The following is a 19748-nucleotide window of genomic DNA, read 5'->3' on the forward strand; positions in this document are numbered from 1 at the left end:
TGGCGAGGCTAGCGCGCCAACCACCCGCCATCGACCGCCAGGATATGGCCCTGGACATAGTTCGCAGCGGCCGAGGACAGGAACACCGCCGCCCCGCCGAGATCGGACGGTTCGCCCCAGGCCCCCGCAGGAATACGCTCCAAGATCGATGTGTTGCGCACCGCGTCGGCTTGCAGCGCCGCCGTGTTGTTGGTCGCGATATATCCTGGCGCGATCGCGTTGACGTTGATGCCCTTGGCGGCCCATTCGTTCGCCAGCAGCTTGGTGAGCCCGCCGATGCCCGACTTGGACGCGGTATAGCTCGGTACGCGGATCCCGCCCTGGAAGGTCAGCATCGACGCGATGTTGACGATTCTGCCCGAGCCTTGCGCGATCATGTGTCGGCCCGCGGCCTGGCACAGGAAGAACACCGATTTCAGGTTGGTGTCGATCACCGCATCCCAATCCGCCTCGGTAAAGTCGACCGCGTCGGCGCGGCGGATGATGCCGGCATTGTTGATCAGGATGTCGAGCCCGCCGAGCTTCTCGATCGTCTCGTCGACGACGCGCTGGACCGGCTCGATCGTCGACAGGTCGGCGGAGACGATCTCCGCCTTGCGTCCGAGCGCACGGATCTGCGCGGCGGTGTCCTCGGCGGGGGTGCGGCCGACGCACGCGACATCCGCGCCGGCGGTGGCGAGCGCGACCGCAATCGCCTGGCCGATGCCGGTGTTCGCGCCGGTGACGATGGCAACCTTGCCGGTCAGGTCGAAGGGGTTGGTCATATGTCCTCGCTCATTCCCCTCCCGCTTGCGGGAGGGGCTAGGGGAGGGGAAACGCGTGCCGGCCCATGTGGACACGCCCTCCCCCGACCCCTCCCGCACGCGGGAGGGGAGCTTTACGCCAGCTGGCAGATATCCAGCACGCTCATGTCGGTATAATCCTGGTTCTCGCCCGCCATCGCCCAGATGAAGGCGTATGCCTTCGTCCCGGACCCCATATGGATCGACCAGGGCGGGCTGATCACCGCCTCCTCGTTCGCCATGACGATGTGGCGGGTCGCGTCGCCCTCGCCCATGTAATGGAACACGCGGTCCTTCTCGAGGTCGTCGAGCTCGAAGTAGAAATAGATCTCGCTGCGACGCTCATGGATGTGCGGCGGCATCGTGTTCCAGACCGAGCCGGGCTTCAGGACCGTCAGCCCCATCACCAGCTGGGCGCTGTCACAGATACCGGGGATGACCATCTGGTAGATCGTCCGTTCGTTCGACTCCTCCAGGCTCCCGCGCTCCAGCGTCGTCGCGTCGCCGACCGAGATCACGCGCGTCGTGAACGCCTTGTGCGCCGGGCACGACGCCAAGTAGAACCGGGCCCCGTCGCCGGCAAACTGCACCTCCTTCGCGCCCATCGTCACGTAGAGGCAATCCTTGTTGCCCAGCGTGAACGTCTCGCCGTCGACGGTGACGGTGCCGTCTACCTTGCCGACGTTGACGACCGCCAGCTCGCGGCGCTCGAGGAACGGATGCCCGGCAGCGGACGCCGGCTCGGCCTGGTCGGGCAGCCTGACGCTGCCGCTGGCGACCGCGACCCCGCCGATCACGAAGCGCTCGGCGTGCGTGTAATTGAGCACGCATTCGCCATCGCGGAACAGGTTCTGGATGAGGTAGCGGTCGCGCAGTTCGTCGTTGGAGACGCATTCCATCATGTCGGGATGCGTGGCGTAATAGGTGCGGTCGAACATAAAGAGCTCCGGTTCAGGCTGCTTGCGCGGCAAAAAGGGGGTCGTCGATACGGCAGGCGCGGCGGACGAGGCCGCTGGCAAGATCGTGCGCGAGGTCAGCGGCTTCCCGGTCGGCTAGCCGGTGGCCCGTCACCAACCGAGCAAGGAAACCGCAGTCGATCCCGCGCGCTCGACGTAGTGCCGCGCCCGCCCCTGCGCTCGGGTCCGCCGGGAAAAGACGGTCCGGATGCAGTTCCAGCGCCCTAGCCATCATCCATCCTCCTCGCCGCTTGACGCGATCCTCAGGTGATCTGGTAACCGGTGTCAGGAGATCGTGCAACCGCGATTTCGAGCCATGCCGTCAGGTATCGGCGTCTGCCGGCGGCGAGACCGATGCACGGCGGATGAGCGTCGAGAGGAACAGCGACGGTTCCTCGACGAGATCGCTGCCGTCGTCGGCGCCCGCGATCAGCTTCAGCGCCGCCGAGCGCGCCATCGATGCGATCGGCCAGCGCACCGTCGTCAGCGGCGGCCAGACATGCGCGGCGATCGGCGTGTCATCGAACCCGATGATCGACAGGTCGCGCGGAATATCGAGCCCGCGTTGCCGCGCGGCGTGGATGATCCCCGCTGCCATCTCGTCGTTGGACGAGAAGATCGCCGTCGGCCGCGGCATCACGTCGAGCAACCGCTCGGCCGCGACCAGCCCCGACTCGAACGTGTAATTCCCGTCCGCGATCATGCTGCGCGGCAAGGCGATTCCCGCCGCGGCCAGCGCATCCTCGAAGCCCAGGCGGCGTTCGCGCGCGGACCGGAAACCGTGCGGCCCGGCGACCAGGCCGATCCGGCGATGCCCCTGCTCGATCAGATATTCGGTCGCGGTCCGCACCGCCTCGCGGTCGTTCGAGGCGACCATATGCTCGCTGTCGTCGATCACCGCAGAGCCCATCCGGACGTAGCGACAGCCGATCGAGTCGCAAAGCTTGGCGACCGAGTCATTCTCGCTGACCGGTGGCATCAGCAGCACCCCGAACAGCCGCTGCCGCTCGAGAAAATGCCGCAGATCGTCGAGCATCGTCGCGGAACCGCGATCGAGCGGTCGCACGACCATCTCGAATTCGGTCCCCTGCAACGCCTCGAGCATGCCCTGCTGCACGTTCAGCACGGTCTGCGCATTGGGATTGTCGTGCACCAGCCCGATCAGGAAATTGCGGCGGAGCGCCAGCGCGCGCGCCTGCGGATTGGGAATATAGCCGAGCTCGCCAATCACGTCCTCGACCCGCTTGCGCGTATCGTCGTTCAGCAGCGGCGATCGGTTGATCACCCGGCTCACCGTCTTCTTGGAAACCCCGGCGATCCGGGCCACATCGTTGATCGTCGGCTGACCGGTCTTCTGCATAACAACGACATAGCCCGACGCGATCGAGCCGTCTTGCGGAAAAGCCGTCACCGCCTCATAATCTTGACACCGGTTACCGATTAAGAGGATGCGATGGCCAAGGCTTTGAGGGTCGATCCGCGCGACAGCGTCGCAACGCTGCTCGACGACGCGCAGGCAGGCGCTGTCGTGACGGTTGGCGATAGCGAGCTGACGCTGTCCGACGATATCGGCCGAGGCCACAAGGTTGCGCTCGCGTCGATCGCGGCGGGCGACCCGTTGCTCAAATATGGCTATCCGATCGGCACCGCGACGCAGGCGATCGCCGCCGGCGCGCACGTCCATTCGCACAATCTGAAGACCGCGCTCGAAGGCACGCTCGCCTATCGATTCGATCCGGTCGACACCGTGGCGGCGCCCCGTGCATCGGCCGCGACGTTCGAAGGCTATGTCCGCGCGGATGGCAGCGTCGGCACGCGCAACGAGATCTGGATCCTGTCGACCGTCGGGTGCGTCGCCCGCACGGCCGAGCGTATCGCCGCGAAGGCCGCCGCGCTCGTCGGCGATGCGGTCGACGGCGTCCACGCCTTCACGCACCCGCATGGCTGCTCGCAGCTCGGCCAGGATCTCGAGGGCACGCGGACGATCATAGCGAGCCTTGCCTGCCATCCCAATGCCGGCGGCGTGCTGATCGTCGGGCTCGGTTGCGAGGAAAACCAGATCAAGGCGCTGCTCGCGACGATCCCCACGGCGCGGCGCCCGCTGATCCGTACGCTGACGACGCAGGCCAGCGGCGACGAGATCGCCGAAGGCTGCGCGCTGGTCGCCGAACTCGCCCCGCTGGCAAGGGCGCCGCGGCAGACGGTCGGTCTCGACACGCTCGTGCTCGGTGTGAAATGCGGCGGATCGGACGGGCTGTCCGGGCTTACCGCCAACCCGCTGGTCGGCCGGATGAGCGACCAGGTCACCGCCGCCGGCGGCCGCGTCCTCGTCACCGAGATTCCGGAGATCTTCGGCGCCGAACAGATGCTCATGAACCGCGCGGCAAGCGGAGGCGTGTTCGATCGGATCGTCGACGTGGTCAATGATTTCAAACGCTACTTCCTCGATCACGGCGAGACGGTGTCGGAGAACCCCTCCCCCGGCAACGTCGCCGGCGGCATCACCACGCTCGAGGAAAAGTCGCTCGGCGCGGTCCAGAAGGCGGGCCGCGCCGCAGTGGCCGACGTCATAGGCTATGGCGCGCGGATCCGGGTCGACGGCCTCACCTTGCTGGAGGCGCCCGGCAACGACGCGGTCTCCTCGACCGCGCTGGCCGCGGCTGGCGCGACCGCGATCCTGTTCACCACCGGGCGCGGCACGCCGCTCGGCTTTCCCGTGCCGACGATCAAGATCGCCTCGAATACCGACCTCGCCAAGCGCAAGCCGGGCTGGATCGATTTCGACGCAGGCGCAGTGCTGGAGGACGGCTTTGCGGCGACCGAAGCGGCACTGCTCGCGCGGATCCTGCAGGTCGCGTCCGGTGCCGAAACCGCCGCCGAGCGCAATGGCGAGCGCGAGATCGCCATCTGGAAGCGCGGCGTGACGCTGTGATCCGGCCGTCTCCGGCAAGCCTCATTACCCTGCGGCGTTCCGTACGGCCCCTCGAAAACCGGTCGAACACCCGGCGTTAGCATCGTCAAATCCAGGCGGGGAACGTGCCCGCTTGTCAATGACACCGGTTTCCCATACCGTTCGGCAAAATAGAATGACATGACAGGAGGGGTTCTTGGCGGCACGGCCGAACACGAACGACAACACAACACGGATCGCCAGGACCTTTGTCGAGGCGCGCCGGGAGGGTGGCGTCGTTCCCGAATTTCCCGGCGACGTGCCGGTCACGCTCGACGATGGCTATGCGGTGCAGGACGCAGCGTTGCTGCTGGCCGACGGCGTGGTTGCCGGGTGGAAGGTCGGCCGGATCAACCCGCCGCTCGACGGGATCGATCGCCTCACGGGGCCGATCTTCGCCGACCAGATCGTCCAGGCCGGTGCCGATCCGGTGGCGATGCCGGTGTTCGCGCAAGGCTTTGCCGCCGCAGAGGCCGAGTTCCTGCTGCGGATCGGCACGGCCCCCGACCCCGCCAAGCGGACCTATACGACGGACGAAGCGCGCGCGATGATCGACGCGGTCCATGTCGGCATAGAGATTGCGAGTTCGCCGTTCCCCGGCATCAACGCGCTGGGGCCGACCGTCACGGTCTCCGATTTCGGCAATAACAACGGCCTGGTCGTCGGCGCCGATGCCGAGGGCTGGCGCGACGCCGACATCAACGACTGGCCTGTCGAACTGTGGATCAACGACGCCTTGATCGGCGCCGCCACGAGTGCGGCGATGCTCGACGGGCCGTTCGGTGCGGTCCGCTATCTGCTCGAACATCTGGCGGCGCGCGGCATAACGGTGTCGCCGGGACAATGGATATCGACCGGCGCGGTCACCGGCGTCCATCCGGTCGCGGTCGGCGACCGCGTCGAGGCGCGTTTCGACGGACGCTTTGCCGTCCATTGCACCATCAAGGCCCGCTAGAGGCTGGTTTAGGAGAAGAGCCAATGGCGAGCATCAACATGGTGGACCCGGGCGCGGCCGGGGCTGGCTCGGACGGCGCAGGCGCAGGCGGCACCATCGGCCGCTATCGCTGGCTGATCTGCAGCCTGTTGTTCGCCGCGACCGCGATCAACTATGTCGACCGGCAGATGATTGGCGTGCTGAAGCCGACCATCTCCGCCGAACTCGGCTGGAACGAGACGACCTATGCGGACGTCATCTTCTGGTTCCAGGCGGCCTATGCGATCGGGTATCTGAGCTTCGGCCGGATCGTCGACGTGCTCGGCGCGCGGATCGGCTATTCGGTCGCGTTCGTGATCTGGACGCTCGGGCATACGCTGTGCGGGTTCGCGGGCAACGCGTTCCAGTTCTCGGCGGCGCGCGTGGTGCTGGGACTTGGCGAGGCGGGCAATTTCCCCGCGGGCATCAAGGCGGTGTCGGAATGGTTTCCCGCCAAGGAACGCGCGTTCGCGACCGGGGTGTTCAACGCAGGCGCCAATATCGGTGCGGTCATCACGCCGCTGATCGTCCCAATCATCACGATCGCGTTCGGCTGGCGGATGGCGTTCATCATCACCGGTGCGATCAGCCTCGTCTGGCTGGTCGCGTGGATCGCGATCTATCGCCGTCCCCGCGAGGTGGCGAAGCTCTCGCCCGCCGAACTCGCGCATATCGAAAGCGATCCGGCGGATCCGGCGAAGAAGATCGGCTGGATCAAGCTGCTCGGCTACCGCGAGACCTGGGCATACGCGCTGGGCAAGTTCCTGATCGATCCGATCTGGTGGCTGTTCCTGTTCTGGACGCCGGACTTTCTCGCCAAAACCTATAATCTGGATCTCAAGAGCTTCGGCCCGCCGCTGGTCGCGATCTATCTGCTGTCCGATCTGGGCAGCGTGGCGGGCGGGTGGTCGTCGTCGAAGTTGATGAAGCGCGGGTACAGCGCCAATTTCGCGCGCAAGATCACGATGCTGGCCTGTGCGTTTCTGGTGATGCCGATCTTCTTCGCGCAATATGTCGACAATCTATGGCTCGCGGTCGGGATCGTCGGGCTGGCGACGGCGGCGCATCAGGCGTTCTCGGCAAACCTCTACACGATCCCCTCGGACATGTTCCCGCGCGGCGCGGTCGGGTCGGTCGTCGGGATCGGCGGCACCGTCGGCGCGATCGGCGGCATGATGATGGCCAAGTTCACCGGCTATATCCTGCAGACCACGGGCAGCTACACGCTGATCTTCGCGGTCGCGGGCAGTACGTATCTGATCGCGATCACCGTCGTGCACCTGCTCTCGCCCAGGCTGGCGCGCGTGGACGCCGACTGACGCTCCGCCCTCCCTGTCCGCGCGCACCGGCGGACAGGCTTGAGACGCAGAGATACCCGGCCAGATCGCGCAATGTCGATTGGCCCCAAGGAGAGAGCCGTGAAGCGTTTTGCCACTTCGTCCGTCCTCGCATTGGCAGCCGCGAGCATCGCGCCCGCCGCCGCGCAGGACGCGACCGGCCTTCTGTTCCGCGCCTCCGCCGACACATCGCTGACCGCCGACTACGCCACAGGCGACCCCGTGCCCAATTTCCGCAGCGGCGTCGACGTCACCCCCGATGGCGCGATCGGCGGTGCCGCACGCTGGGCCGACGACGGCTATGTCGCGTGGAAGGCGCCGGGCAACATGCGCGCCGACCGCGGGACGCTCGCCTTCTTCTGGCGGGCCCGCACGCCGGTCGGCGAAGCGCCGTTCGTGATCTTCCGCGCGGGGTTCGCGGACCATTCCAGCTGGGACATGGCGTTCCTGCGGATCGACTGGAACGGCCACGGCTTCGACGCTTTCGTCACCGACGCGAACCTGTCGCGCATCCGCGTTTCCTGGACTATTCCGCAAGCCCCCGCCCCCGACGCCTGGTCGCACATCGCCTTCGTCTGGGACGAAACGGTCGGCGTGCAACTCTACGTCGATGGCGCGCTGGTCGCCCGGAAGGATCAGAAGGCCGACCTCGACAGCGGCCTCGACCAGTTCGGTCTCGCCGGTCGCGTGATGTCCCCGCACCAGGTCCAGAGCCGCTATAATTTCATGCGCGGGTCCGACCTCGACGAGATCCGCGTCTACGACCATATGCTAGCGGCCCCTGACGTCGCGGCGCTCGCCGACAAGCGCGAGCCTTCCCCCGCGCGGCCATCCGACCCCGCCGCCAAACGCACCGCATGGCTCCACCGCTACGGCTGGGACAAGACCGCCCCGCCCGTTCTCGACGCTGCCGTAACCCGCGTTCGAAAGGTCGAATTCGCCGACGCGAAGGACCTCAAGCAATGGATGTGGAAAGGCGTCGACGGCATTGCCGAGACAACCTGGCCCGGCGTCTACAACCGCTCGCGCCTGCCCGGCCGCGACGACTATTTCCAGCTGCCCGACTGGAACACCTATGTCGACGGCGGCAAGCGCTACGACCTGACGATCCCCGCCGGCGAACGCGTCAACCGCGTCGAGATCCGTGGCGCGGCCTATGGCCGGCTCGACTGGAGCGACGGGACGAGGACCATCCCGATCGCCAACCGTAGCCAAGGCATCGTTCGCAGCGTCGACCAGTTCGCGCCCCGCACCGGCGGCACGCTCAGCTTCATCAATGCGATGCAGGAACAGCCGATCCAGGAACTCTGGGCCTATGACATCGGTGCAGGCGAAGAACCCGCCGGCAGCTTCAAGCTATCCTACACCGTCGACTTGAACGCGTCCGCCGACCTGGCCGCGCTCACGCCGCTCAACGCCTATATCACCGGTCGCTTCGCCCCCGACGAGCGCAGCACCGTCGTCGCGATGCCGTCCGCCGGGCTGAAAGCCGCGGTCGGCGCAGGCAGCGGCGGCGCATCGGGCGCACCGGTTCGTCGCAAGGACGCCGCGCCGATCATCCACATCCTGATCCCCGCAAGCTTCGGCGACGCGCTCCCCGACCGGCCGCTCGCGCGCGCGTTCGATTATGGCTGGCAAAATCTCAGCGACGGCCTCGACGGCATCGCGATCGACATCCCCGCGCTGAACGCCAAGCCCGATGGCGCCGGCCTGATCGCGCTCAATATCCGCGTAAAGGACCCGATCTGGCCGGGCCGCGACATGATCGACCTGTCCGTCTCGGTGCGGCCCAACGCGGCGCGCACGCTATGGCTGGACCTTCGCGACCGCATCCTTCCGAACGACAGCCTCTATCTGACGATCGCCAGCGCCGCCCCCGACTTCGATGCCACCGCACTCGACGGCGCCAGGATCCGCCTCGTCTTCAAACCCCGCGCTGCGGCCCTGTCCGAACACGTCGCCGACCGCATGGCGCAGGTGAAGGACAATTGGGGCTTCCTCGTCGAGGAGCACACCGCCTCCAAGCGCGCCGGGCTGTACCGGCGCCTGTTCGCGGACATGTCCGATCTGCTTCGCGTCGACCCCGACAACGCGCGTGCGCGCGCCTATTGGGCCGACATCAACTATCGCCCGGAGAACCTGCCGGCGTTCGTTCAGCCGGTCGCCCCCGCCGGCGTCCCGCTCTGGGCGTTCCGCCAGCTCGAGGACCTGAAGCGCGTCCGCCAGTTCGTCACCTGGTGGATCGACGAGCGGCAGGTCGCGTACGGCGATTTTGGCGGCGGCATCTCCGACGACACCGATCTTACCCAGCAATGGCCGGGCCTCGCGCTGATGGGGGTCGAGCCCGACAAGATCAACGCCTCGCTCCGCGCGCTGTCGGACGCGGTCTACAGGAACGGCATGATCGTGAATGGCCTCGGCTATGTCACCGCGGACGAACTCCATGCCTATGAGGAAGGGCTGAACAGCAACGCCGAGCGCCTGTATCTCAACTGGGGCGAGCCGAAGGCGGTCGAACGCCTGATGGACACCACGCGCGCACTCCAGAGCGTCATCCTCAAGAATCCCGCCGGCCACATGCACTTCGCCAGCAACTGGTATGGCGGCCGCAAAATGTACCGCGAGGGCGCGTGGGAATGGCAGAAGCCCTATGCCTTCACGGTCCTGCACGGCCCGATGCTGGTCGGCCTCTACAACGCCAATCCGTTCGCCAGAGGCCTGGTCACCGGCGTGATCGACGGCTGGATGGCGCACGGCAAACAGGGTCCGGACGGAAGCTGGCGCTATCCCAACGAGATCAACTGGCGCACCGATGCCGAACGAGTCGGCGACGGCGGGGGTATTTCGACGTCGTTGCAGGCGACCTGGGCCGCGTGGCGCTATACCGGCGATGCGAAATATCTTCGCCCGATCGACGCGCGGTTGGCCAAGGCTGGACCCGGCGCGCTCGCCGAGTTCAACGAAAACGCGTTCGACGCGCTCCCCGGCGGCGCGGCGGCGCGCGCGACACTGGCAGCGGGCAAATCCGAAGATCCGTTCGCGCGCTATACCGCCTGGGTCGCGACCGGTGACACAGCTCCCTTGGCAGCCCTCCATGCCGATGCGATCGCGGACAAGTCGCAGCACATGGACATGTACACCGATGGGCATTGGTGGAGCGACCGCGTCGACCAGCCAAGCGAGATCCTGCAACGCGAACGCCTCGGCGGCATCGCGCTGCGCCGTAATCAGAGCTGGCCCGGCAACACGGTCAGCTGGCGCTTCGCCGAGCCGGGCGCCGCCGAGCGCGTCGCGATCCTGCTGCCGGGCGCGACGCCGACCAGGTTCCGCGTAATCGCCTACAACACGACCGACCATGCGCAGCGCGCGACGATGTCGACCTGGACCGTCACCGCAGGCCGCTGGTCGATGCAGGCGTCGAGCAGCACCGACGGCGGCAAGACGCTGACGCCGATCGGCCACGCGCAGGCCATGACGCTCGAACGCAGCGCCGGCACCGACGTGACGTTCGCCCCCGGAACGACGGTGTTCGATTTCACGCTGGTACAGCCGGGATCCCCCGTGGAGGAGCGCGCAGACCTCGGCATCGGCACCGACGACGTGGTCGCGAAGGGGCGCAACGTGATGGTCACCGTCCACAGCCTCGGCGCGAAGGCTGTCCAAGGCGGGCGGGCGGATCTGATCGACGCGGCGGGACACGTCGTCGCGACCGCACGCATTCCGCCGCTATCCGCCCCGCTCGATCTTCGGCCGAAAACGGCGGTCGTCAACCTGGTACGCCCGGCGCGCATCGATCGCGCTACGTTGGCCGTGCGCGTCACACTCGCGGGTGACGAGCCCGAGATCACCCAGGCCAACAACCGAGTCCCGCTACCGTGACGTCGATGACCCCGAACCGCCGAAGCGTGCTGGGCGGCCTGGCGTCCTCGATCATCCTGCCCGTGAGCGCAGGCGCGCAGTCCAGTGCGTCCCTGCGCGAGGCGCTCGACGCGGCCGGCGCAACCGACCCGGACGACGCGCTACGCCTGCTCGCTCGCTTCGACGCGGGCGCGCTGAAACCGGGTGACCGCCTGGACCTGATTACCGCCCGCAGCGGTCTATCGATCGACGCCGCCATCGCGCGATCGCGGTTCGGCCGGACCGGACGCAGCCTCTACCGGGTCACCCCGACGACCGGAGCCTGGAAAGCGCAACGCCCCGATCCGGCAAAGATCGACGCGGACACCGCGGCCGTTCTGGCGGACGCGGAAACCGGCATAATTCTCCCGCGCCTCTCGCTCGATCGGACGGTCGCCGCGCTCCGCGCCGCGGCTGCACATCCCGCTATCGACCGACAGATCGCGGTGCTGGAAAGCCTGCGCGACACCGCCCCCTCCGCACCCGGGGTGGGGAGGTTCCGCGGGGGAACGGACTGGTACGCGCTTCAACTCGAGCGCTCGCTCGGATCGATGACGCCTGCTTGTGCCGAACGTCGACTCTACGCCGAACTGAGCCGCCTCCAGGCACGGGCCGCCGATCTGTTCGACAGCGTCGGCGCGCCAAAGGCATCGATCGGTGATCGCTACGCCAGACTGTGGCGCGACGAGCGCTTTCTCTATCCCGACACCGATGATGGGCGCGCGCGCGCGGTCGCCGACATGAACCGCATGCTCGGCACTGCGCGCGCGCATATCCGGTCTGCGTTCGGCGAAGTTCCGCCATGGTCCGTCGCCGCCGGCGCCCGCGCGCTGACGACGCAGGAGATGGCCGCGGGCCGCGGCGGCTATCGTGACGTTCCGACGCCGACCCGCCCTGGCACCTATGTCGTCGACCTCAAGGAAATCCGCCGCCGCCCCCGCTGGACCTTGCCCAGCGTCGTGGCGCACGAACTCCTCCCCGGGCATATGATCCAGCTCGGGCTCGAGGGGGCCAGGCCGCCCCACCCGCTCCGGGTCGACTACGCCGCCGCGTTCGTCGAAGGATGGGGAATCTACGCCGAGCAACTGGCGGACCGGGCTGGTGCCTATGCCGACGCCCATGACGCGCTCGGCCATGTCCATTGGCTCCTCTTCCGCGTCGCCCGCGCGCTCGTCGATCTCGGCATTCATCTACACGGCTGGTCGATCGAACGCGCCCGCGAGCGGCTGATCGAATGGCAGGGCGAACCCGCCTACTTCGCCCCCTTCGACGTCGAACTCGCGCGCATCCCGCTCGAACCCACCGCACGCGTCGCCGAAGCCATGGCGTGGCTGACAATGGCGGATCACGGTCGAAACAGACCGCCGATCGCCTATGCCAGGGCACTACTGTTCGAGGGACGCAAGCGAACGACGATGAACAGCGGGTTCATCACGTGACAGCGCAGCACCCGTTTCCCCGCTAGCTTGCGGGTTGTCGACACGTCGATGCCCGACGGATCCCCTATGCAGATGTACCGCGGTGCAAGATTCGGAGCCCTGATCGAGGATCACGGCAACGGCCAGATCATCAGCAGCGAATATCTCGCGACCTCGATCAGTTCGGGCGCGGACGGAGTCGGCGAGAACGACGACTACACACGGTCGTCGCGCGCCGAGAACTCGAACCTTAGGGCGCTGACGGACTTCCGTGGCTATGTTCTCTGTGACGTCGGCCGCGACCACCTGAGGGTGCTGGACACGATCGCTACGCGGAACGGGACGCTGTCGACTGACGACAGCTTCGTCACCAAGCGCGGCAAGCCCGGCTTGCAGCGGGCGTGATGACGTCGCGGCGAACCCGGACGTTTACCGTCCCGCGACGACGATCTTCGGAAGTGTCGTGATCGGTTCGACCGTGATCGCCCGGAACCACGTCTCCGCGCCTTCGGATTGCAGCTGAATCTGGCCATGCGTCAGCGGCCGCCGGGTGCCGTCGGGCGCGATCGTCGCCAGGTCGTGTACTTCGGCGACCGGTACGCCGTTGACGACATGCACTGCGCGATCGCCGACGACATACAGGTCGAGCGTGTTCCACGCGCCGATCGGACGCTCGGCATCGGTCGCGGCCTCGACGTTCCAGGTCGGGGTGCCGTTGACGATGTCGATCTCGCGGCCTCCGGCGCGGAAGCGAAGATGCGGTTCGACCAACGCGGGATCGAACGTCACGCCGGTGCGCCCACGCAGCTTGCCGCCCACCGCGACGATCATGCCGGTCGATCCGGTCATGATCTCGAACTCGACCGATGGACGCCATGTGCCGAAGACTGCGCCGGCGGTGCCGTGGGTATGATAGAGCAGCCCGTTGTTGCGCGGCAGCGTCGCGCGGGGCGCCCAGGTCTTCGCCCCCCATTTGAACTGCAGCCGCAGGTGATAGTCGCCAAGGTCGGCCGTGTGGACGAGGCTGCCCCAGGTCTTGCCCTTCACCCAGATCGCAGGCGCACCTTCGACGGAGCGCACGGCGAAGTCGCCGCTGGTATTCCGGCTGGTACCGATCGGCGGCACACCCGGGTTCGGCTGGTAGGTGATCGAGGGATCGGCATAGCCCAGCCAAGGCGTCCAGCCCTTCAGGCTGCGCCCGTCGAACAACGCGGTCGGCTTGCTGGTCGGCACGGGTATGTCCGTCAGCGTCAGCCGCTGGGCGGCCCTTGCCGGTTCGCCCGCCATGGCGCGTGCCCGGTCCTTCGACGTTTGCGCGGTCGCGGGGGCAGACAGCACCATGAGTGCCACCAATGCTCGATCAAACCACATAAACATTCGTCCTCAACCATCGGGCGACCAGCGATCGTTGGCGCAAGGTGATCCAATTCAGGCGGTCATTTGTCATGTTCATGAGGCACACGAACGACCCCAACATCACGTAACTGACCCCGTCCGCGACGTTGCATTCCCTGTTTCGCTCGACAACCCAACGCCGTTCAGACGCGATGATAGTCTGACGTCGGTTCGCGGCAAGTGACCGCAGAAGAAGCTTGTAGGACGCGTTAAGGCTCGAATTCATCTTCGAAAGCTGTTCTCTGAGGCAGTGACTGTCGACGTAACCGTAGGGAAGTCCGTAGATGTCTTCGATCCAGAAGCGGCCATTGAGCACGTATGATTCCAGCGCCGGCTGGGACCAGCAACGCCCCTTCAGATCATCTGACGCCACGCCCTTGGGAAGAGTGACATCAAATTTCTGATTCCAGTGGCGTTGAAGATTGGGATTGTGGTCAGCTTGGATAGGCCCGCTCTGTGCCATCGCGCTGGTGGCCAACAGACAGAAACCTGCGCGCGCGGCCCAATGTACAACGCGATGGACAGTCGCCTTCATCGATCGGTGCCTTCTTGTTTTCCGCGGCAGCGCAGGATCTCGTCGGCTGCCGCAACTCACGCGCGGTCGCGAAATCCATGTCGGCACGCCAGCATTGCCTATGCGCTAATTCTGCCGCCTGGCCTTTACACCGGGCTGCCCGCCGACGCTCAATCGAAAGCTGCCGAGCGCGGCGCGCTTTATGATGACTGTGTCGTTCGCCCGCGGCCGCCGCGCGATGATATAATCGTCGGTCTGCGTCCACCGTGCGCCGTCTGCGAGGACGAAGCTCCACCGCCCGGCGTCATCCACCGACGCACTGGTGAGCGTCGTTTCGATCTGCGGCAGAGCGTTGCCATTGCCGAACAGGCCCGCATCGGGAAGCGAGACGCCGAACAGGCTGCGACGCGTTTCGCGCACCTGTTGCTGATCGATGACGACAACGACCTTGTTGGTCTCTGCTTCATCGAGTGCGGCTACCGATCGATCGAAACAGGCGAGGCGGGCAGCAGCCTCCGCTACGGCGCGGCACTGCGTTACCGCGCGCAATACAGGCGGACGTTCGCTATCGCGCGGTTTGGCCGCGGTGGTCGTCGCTGCAATCGCCGCGACCCCGATCAAGCCGGTGATTGTCGACGTCATCGTGACCCGCATGTCGCCCCCTGGTTTTACGGTGAGGCCGATCGATAGGCCGACATGCCGAATGCCGCAATCGGCGCCTGGCGCCGTCCGGTGCTGCATCACGTCAGCAATGTTGCCATTAAGCAACAACACCGTCGCAATGCGATGAACTGGGACCAATTTGTAACTTTGTTTTGGACAAGCCGGGCTCGCCTTGTAAAAATCGACGCCATCGGGGCTTTTCGACCCCCAAATGATCGCGTGACGCGAGAATTCGCCGATACCGAAAAGGGACCAATTAAGACTATGCGTAACCACATGTTTCGAGATTGCCTGCTGGCATCGACGATGATGGCAGGCGCGGTTGGCGCATTGCCGGCCTTTGCCCAGACCGCAACGGCGCCGGCGCCGGCCCCCGCCCCCGCGGCTCAGGGCACGGCAAGCGATGACGGCGCAGCCGCCACGACGCCTGCGATCTCCAACACGCCGAGCGAGGATCCGGCCGCAGCCGGGACGACCGGCGGCGGCGACATCGTCGTTACCGGTTCGCGTATCTCGAACCCGAACCTGACGTCGGCCAGCCCGGTGACCGTCGTCAACGCAGCAGAGATCAAGCTGCGCGGCGCGACGCGCATCGAAGACGTTCTGAACAGCCTGCCATCGGCCTTCGCCGCGCAGAACTCGTCGGTATCGAACGGCTCGACCGGCACGGCGACGGTCAACCTGCGCAATCTGGGTGAATCGCGCACGCTGGTGCTGATCAACGGCCGCCGCCTGATGCCGGGCAACCCGTCGTCGAGCAGCACCGCAAGTGCTGCTGCCGACGTCAACATGATCCCGGCGTCGCTGATCAAGCGCGTCGATGTGCTGACCGGCGGCGCAGGCTCGGTTTATGGTTCGGATGCGATTGGCGGCGTCGTCAACTTCGTGCTTGATACCGATTACGAGGGCTTCAGCGTCGATGCATCGGGCGGCATCTATAACCACAACAACCGCAGCGACCGCTTCAAGGCGCTGAACACCACCGCCGGCAATTCGGCGCCGACCGGTCAATCGTTCGACGGGACGCAGTTCGACATCAACTTCAAGGTTGGCGTCGGCACCAGCGACGGCCGCGGCCACATCGTCGGCTATGGCGGCTACCGCAAGATCGGCGCGATCCTGCAGGGTTCGCGCGACTACAGCGCGTGCGGCCTCAACGCACCGACGGGCAATGTCGGCAACGACTATGTCTGCGGCGGATCCGCAACCGCGTTCCCGGCAAACTTCTCGCTCAACGACGCTGTCGAGGGCGGGCCGCCAACCGGCTATACGCTTAATTCCGCAGGCCAGCTCGTCCCGGGTACGACGCTGTATAACGCCAACCCGCTGAACTATTATCAGCGTCCGGATAAGCGCTATACCGCAGGCTTCCTCGCAAAGTACGAAGTCAGCGACGCGTTCAAGCCCTACGCCGATTTCATGTTCATGGACGACCGTTCGGTGGCGCAGATCGCACCGTCGGGCGACTTCAACAACACCTCGGTCCTGAACAGCAACAACCCGTTCCTGTCGGCTGCACAGAAGGCTACCTTCTTCCGTGACACCAACCTGGTGCGGGACGCGAACGGCAACGTCATCAACCTGACCAACCCGGACGGTTCGCAGTACCAGCAGGCCAATGTCCGCATCGGCCGCCGCAACGTCGAAGGTGGCGGTCGCCAGGCCGATCTCCGCCACACGCAATACCGCTTCGTGGCCGGTGCGAGCGGCACGCTCGACAAGGGTATCTCGTACGAGGCGTACGGCCAGTTCGGCAGCACCGTGTTCAACCAGGTGTATCGCAACGAGTTCTCGGTGTCGCGTACGACGCGCGCGCTCGATGCCATCACCGATACGCGCCCGGGTTCGGCGACGAACGGCCAGGCGGTCTGCCGGTCGGTCGTCGACGGTACCGATCCGAACTGCGTACCGCTGAACATCTTCGGTTCAGCTGGCATCTCCCCAGCAGCGCTGAACTATGTCCAGACGCCGGGCTTCCAGTCGGGTGAGAACAAGGAGACGGTCCTCAACGCGTCGTTCACCTTCAAGGGCGCCGAATACGGCGTTCAGTCGCCGTTCGCGAACGAGGGCATCGCGCTGAACGTCGGTGGTGAGTATCGCAAGGAATCGCTGAGCCTCGAAGTCGACAACGCGTTCCTGAGCGGCGATCTGGCCGGCCAGGGCGGTGCGACATTGCCGATCCGCGGCAGCTACAACGTCAAGGAAGCGTTCGGCGAAATCCAGGTGCCGCTCGTCAGCGATCGTCCGTTCTTCAATGAGCTGACCGTCAACGGTGGCTATCGCTATTCGAGCTACAGCACCGCCGGGTCGGCAAGCTCGTACAAGGGTGAACTGGTCTGGGCGCCGATTTCGGACATCCGCTTCCGTGGTGGCTACAACCGCGCGGTGCGTGCACCGAACACGCAGGAATTGTTCGCACAGCAATCGGTCCAGCTGGACGGTGCGACGGACCCTTGCGCAGGCGCCGCGGTCAACGGCCTGGTCAACGGCAACACCGCGGCGCAGTGCGCACTCACCGGCGTGCCTGCGAACCGTTTCGGCCTGATCGCGGCCAACCCGTCCGAGCAGTATAACGGGCTACTGGGCGGCAACCCGAACCTTCGTCCCGAAAAGGCCGATACGTTCACCGCCGGCGTGATCCTGCGTCCGTCGTTCCTGCCGGGCTTCAACCTGTCGGTCGATGGCTTCCGCATCAAGCTCAAGGACCGCATCGGCGTCATCGGCGCGGACACGATCATCGCGCAGTGCCTCCAGACCGCCGACCAGCAGTTCTGCAGTGCCATCAAACGCGATGCCAGCGGCACGTTGTGGCAGGGTAATGCCGGCTACATCGTCGATACCAACGTCAATGCGGGTACGCTGACGACACAGGGCATCGAAACGTCGGCGGGTTACACCTACCGGTCGGACAGCATCGGCACGATCGGGCTGTCGTTCAACGGCACCTATGTCGACAAGTTCACGTCGGACAAGGTTGGCGCGAAGTTCGATTGCGCAGGCCTGTACGGCGCGCAGTGCGGCTATCCGATGTCCAAGTGGCGTCATCAGGCTCGTGTATCGCTGACGACGCCGAACGGTATCGGTCTGTCCGGCAACTGGCGGTACCTATCGGCAACGAAGTTCGAGCGCACCAGCAGCGACAGCGATCTCGCCGGTCCGTTCTTCGTCAACGATGCCCGCGTGAAGGCGCAGAACTATTTCGATCTGGCCGCAACCGTGCGGGTCGCCGACAAGTTCACCTACCGCATGGGCGTGAACAACATCCTCGACAAGACGCCGCCGATCCTGAGTGCGGCAGCATCGCCGATCGGCTCGCTCGGCAATGGCAACACCTATCCGGGCATCTACGAGGCTATCGGCCGCTACCTGTTCGTCGGCCTGACTATCGACATGTAATCGAACCTTCGGGTCCGATATCTGGGGCGGCAGGTCATCCACCTGCCGCCCTTTTTCGTCTTCTCGCAGACCCCAAGCCGATGCCTCCGCGGGCACGATGCACAACGGTGCGTCGCGAGTCCCCATGCGATCGAAATTTCGAACGGTGGCTCGACCTGAGACGGCAGGCGCTACACAAAATCCCTTACGCCACGACCTTCATCGGTAGGAACGGGGCACCGACCTGGCCGACGGGTGCGGCCTGATGTCCGAAAGCGTCGCCGCGCTCAAAAACGTGGTGCCCTGTAGCGGCAGGACGCGGATCGACGTCAGGCCGATGCAGTTCGGTACGGCGGTTAGGTAAGCGACCGTGGAGTCAGGCTGATTGGTGCCCTCGCCCGCGAAAATGCCGGTTCTGATGGACGAGATATTGGCCGCAGAGGGCGGATGGACCGGTTGGCGTTCGGTTACGGTGGTCGAGCGCATCCGCGTGAGCAGCCACATCACGTCATTCATTCTGACGCCGCAGGACGGCCACCCCGTGCTCCGCCACAAGCCGGGCCAATATCTGACGTTCCGGTTGAAACCGAACGGTGCCCCGAAACGCGCGCGAAACTCCCCGATATCCTGTCCGTCGAACGGGGAATACTACCGGATCTAGGTCAAGCGGGAAGCGGCAGGCCAAGGCGATTCCTGCATTCTGCATGATGATATCCAGATCGGCGACCGGTTGGAGACCACACCTCCCGCTGGCGACTCTTGCCTCGCCGACATGCCGCGGCGGCCTGTAATACTGCTTTCCGGGGGCGTCGGCCTGACGCCGATGGTTTCAGCGGCTCTAGAAAGCGGATCGTTCTATATTTCCGTTCTGCGCGCACTCTCTGGTCGGCAAACCGATCTGCCCTTTTCCGGTCGGACCGCGTCTCGATACGCCAATGCCATATCGGTACCCGCTACCACCCCTGACCTGCTCGCCAGAAATCTATCGCTGGTAGCGGAGCGGATCAGCGGGAGAAGCGATGCAGCAACTCCGTTTACCGGCTGCACCGCCAGCACCAGCGACGGCGCGCAAACGCAACAGCCGGCCCGCAGGCACCCAACCAGCGTTGGTCGCTAGGCAACACACCCGGACGCGTTGGCCTGCAATAGACGATTCCATATGTGTACGCGGTATCGATGACGACAGCCGAGAATGCCTGGGGTGCATCGTGGATATAGCGGTCGACTACAGGGGGCGTTCGCGCGTCGAGCGCTATAGTCGAACCGCGTAGGAACTGACGCCGACGGCGCCGAACGTACGCAACGCCCCCCCGCCAAGGTTTTGGTCGAGCTTTAAGACCTGCGCCACAAACGACAACGCCGCCCGTAAGGGCGGCGTTGTCGTAGTAGGGAAATGGTTGCGGGGACAGGATTTGAACCTGTGACCTTCAGGTTATGAGCCTGACGAGCTACCGGGCTGCTCCACCCCGCGACATTCGCGTTAGCGAA

Annotated in this window: 14 protein-coding genes and 1 tRNA gene; 7 read left to right on the forward strand and 8 right to left on the reverse strand. The window is 65.7% G+C overall.

The features are described 5' to 3' along the window. Nucleotides 1–8: 8 nt before the first annotated feature. The 3 genes from kduD to C8J26_RS19020 all read right to left on the reverse strand — a co-directional run bounded on the left by kduD (nucleotide 9) and on the right by C8J26_RS19020 (nucleotide 3098). Nucleotides 9–764 carry a 2-dehydro-3-deoxy-D-gluconate 5-dehydrogenase KduD gene (gene kduD, locus C8J26_RS19005; protein WP_056414202.1) on the reverse strand — a complete coding sequence of 252 codons (756 nt, stop codon included), beginning with the start codon at nucleotides 762–764 and terminating at the stop codon, nucleotides 9–11. 113 nt (nucleotides 765–877) lie between these two features. Further along, nucleotides 878–1720, reverse strand: a complete 843-nt coding sequence (gene kduI / locus C8J26_RS19010) for a 5-dehydro-4-deoxy-D-glucuronate isomerase (protein WP_107959839.1) — start codon at nucleotides 1718–1720, stop codon at nucleotides 878–880. A gap of 340 nt (nucleotides 1721–2060) precedes the next feature. Further along, on the reverse strand, nucleotides 2061–3098 hold the full coding sequence (locus C8J26_RS19020; protein ID WP_056415690.1) for a LacI family DNA-binding transcriptional regulator: 1038 nt from the start codon (nucleotides 3096–3098) through the stop codon (nucleotides 2061–2063). Between the two features lie 93 nt (nucleotides 3099–3191). Between C8J26_RS19020 and C8J26_RS19025 the strand changes: the two genes are divergently transcribed. From C8J26_RS19025 to C8J26_RS19050, 6 genes are all read left to right on the forward strand, one after another. Continuing rightward, the gene (locus tag C8J26_RS19025) at nucleotides 3192–4670 is read left to right on the forward strand and encodes a UxaA family hydrolase (RefSeq protein WP_107959841.1); all 1479 of its coding nucleotides are present in this window, start codon (nucleotides 3192–3194) and stop codon (nucleotides 4668–4670) included. 175 nt (nucleotides 4671–4845) lie between these two features. Beyond that, nucleotides 4846–5643, forward strand: coding sequence for a 2-keto-4-pentenoate hydratase (locus tag C8J26_RS19030; protein WP_107959843.1), 798 nt, complete (start codon nucleotides 4846–4848; stop codon nucleotides 5641–5643). Between the two features lie 23 nt (nucleotides 5644–5666). Next, on the forward strand, nucleotides 5667–6980 hold the full coding sequence (locus C8J26_RS19035) for an MFS transporter (RefSeq protein ID WP_107959845.1): 1314 nt from the start codon (nucleotides 5667–5669) through the stop codon (nucleotides 6978–6980). A gap of 72 nt (nucleotides 6981–7052) precedes the next feature. Next, nucleotides 7053–10877: a LamG-like jellyroll fold domain-containing protein gene (locus C8J26_RS19040; RefSeq protein ID WP_107959847.1), complete on the forward strand. Its 3825-nt coding sequence runs from the start codon at nucleotides 7053–7055 to the stop codon at nucleotides 10875–10877. A 5-nt stretch (nucleotides 10878–10882) separates the two neighbouring features. After that, a complete protein-coding gene (locus C8J26_RS19045) occupies nucleotides 10883–12334 on the forward strand; it encodes a DUF885 family protein (RefSeq protein WP_107959901.1) in 1452 nt (483 codons plus the stop codon). Between the two features lie 66 nt (nucleotides 12335–12400). Further along, on the forward strand, nucleotides 12401–12718 hold the full coding sequence (locus C8J26_RS19050) for a hypothetical protein (protein WP_107959849.1): 318 nt from the start codon (nucleotides 12401–12403) through the stop codon (nucleotides 12716–12718). A 24-nt stretch (nucleotides 12719–12742) separates the two neighbouring features. Here the strand turns inward: C8J26_RS19050 and C8J26_RS19055 are convergent, their stop codons facing one another. From C8J26_RS19055 to C8J26_RS21005, 3 genes are all read right to left on the reverse strand, one after another. After that, nucleotides 12743–13654 (reverse strand): 3-keto-disaccharide hydrolase, encoded by a 912-nt coding sequence (locus C8J26_RS19055; protein WP_244185414.1) that lies wholly within the window; start codon nucleotides 13652–13654, stop codon nucleotides 12743–12745. Between the two features lie 19 nt (nucleotides 13655–13673). Further along, nucleotides 13674–14243, reverse strand: coding sequence for a lysozyme inhibitor LprI family protein (locus C8J26_RS19060; RefSeq protein ID WP_107959853.1), 570 nt, complete (start codon nucleotides 14241–14243; stop codon nucleotides 13674–13676). 105 nt (nucleotides 14244–14348) lie between these two features. Further along, nucleotides 14349–15161, reverse strand: coding sequence for a hypothetical protein (locus tag C8J26_RS21005; RefSeq protein WP_244185409.1), 813 nt, complete (start codon nucleotides 15159–15161; stop codon nucleotides 14349–14351). Between C8J26_RS21005 and C8J26_RS19070 the strand changes: the two genes are divergently transcribed. Then, a complete protein-coding gene (locus C8J26_RS19070; protein WP_244185410.1) occupies nucleotides 15162–18281 on the forward strand; it encodes a TonB-dependent receptor plug domain-containing protein in 3120 nt (1039 codons plus the stop codon). It begins immediately after the preceding gene. A 198-nt stretch (nucleotides 18282–18479) separates the two neighbouring features. Here C8J26_RS19070 and C8J26_RS19075 read toward each other — a convergent pair whose 3' ends face one another. Then, complete coding sequence (locus C8J26_RS19075; protein WP_167398911.1) at nucleotides 18480–18764, reverse strand: hypothetical protein; 285 nt, start codon at nucleotides 18762–18764, stop codon at nucleotides 18480–18482. A gap of 890 nt (nucleotides 18765–19654) precedes the next feature. Beyond that, nucleotides 19655–19731: transfer RNA gene (locus C8J26_RS19080), tRNA-Met, on the reverse strand. Between the last annotated feature and the right edge of the window lie 17 nt (nucleotides 19732–19748).

The sequence above is a fragment of the Sphingomonas aurantiaca genome, assembly GCF_003050705.1.
Classification (GTDB): Bacteria; Pseudomonadota; Alphaproteobacteria; order Sphingomonadales; family Sphingomonadaceae; genus Sphingomonas; species Sphingomonas aurantiaca.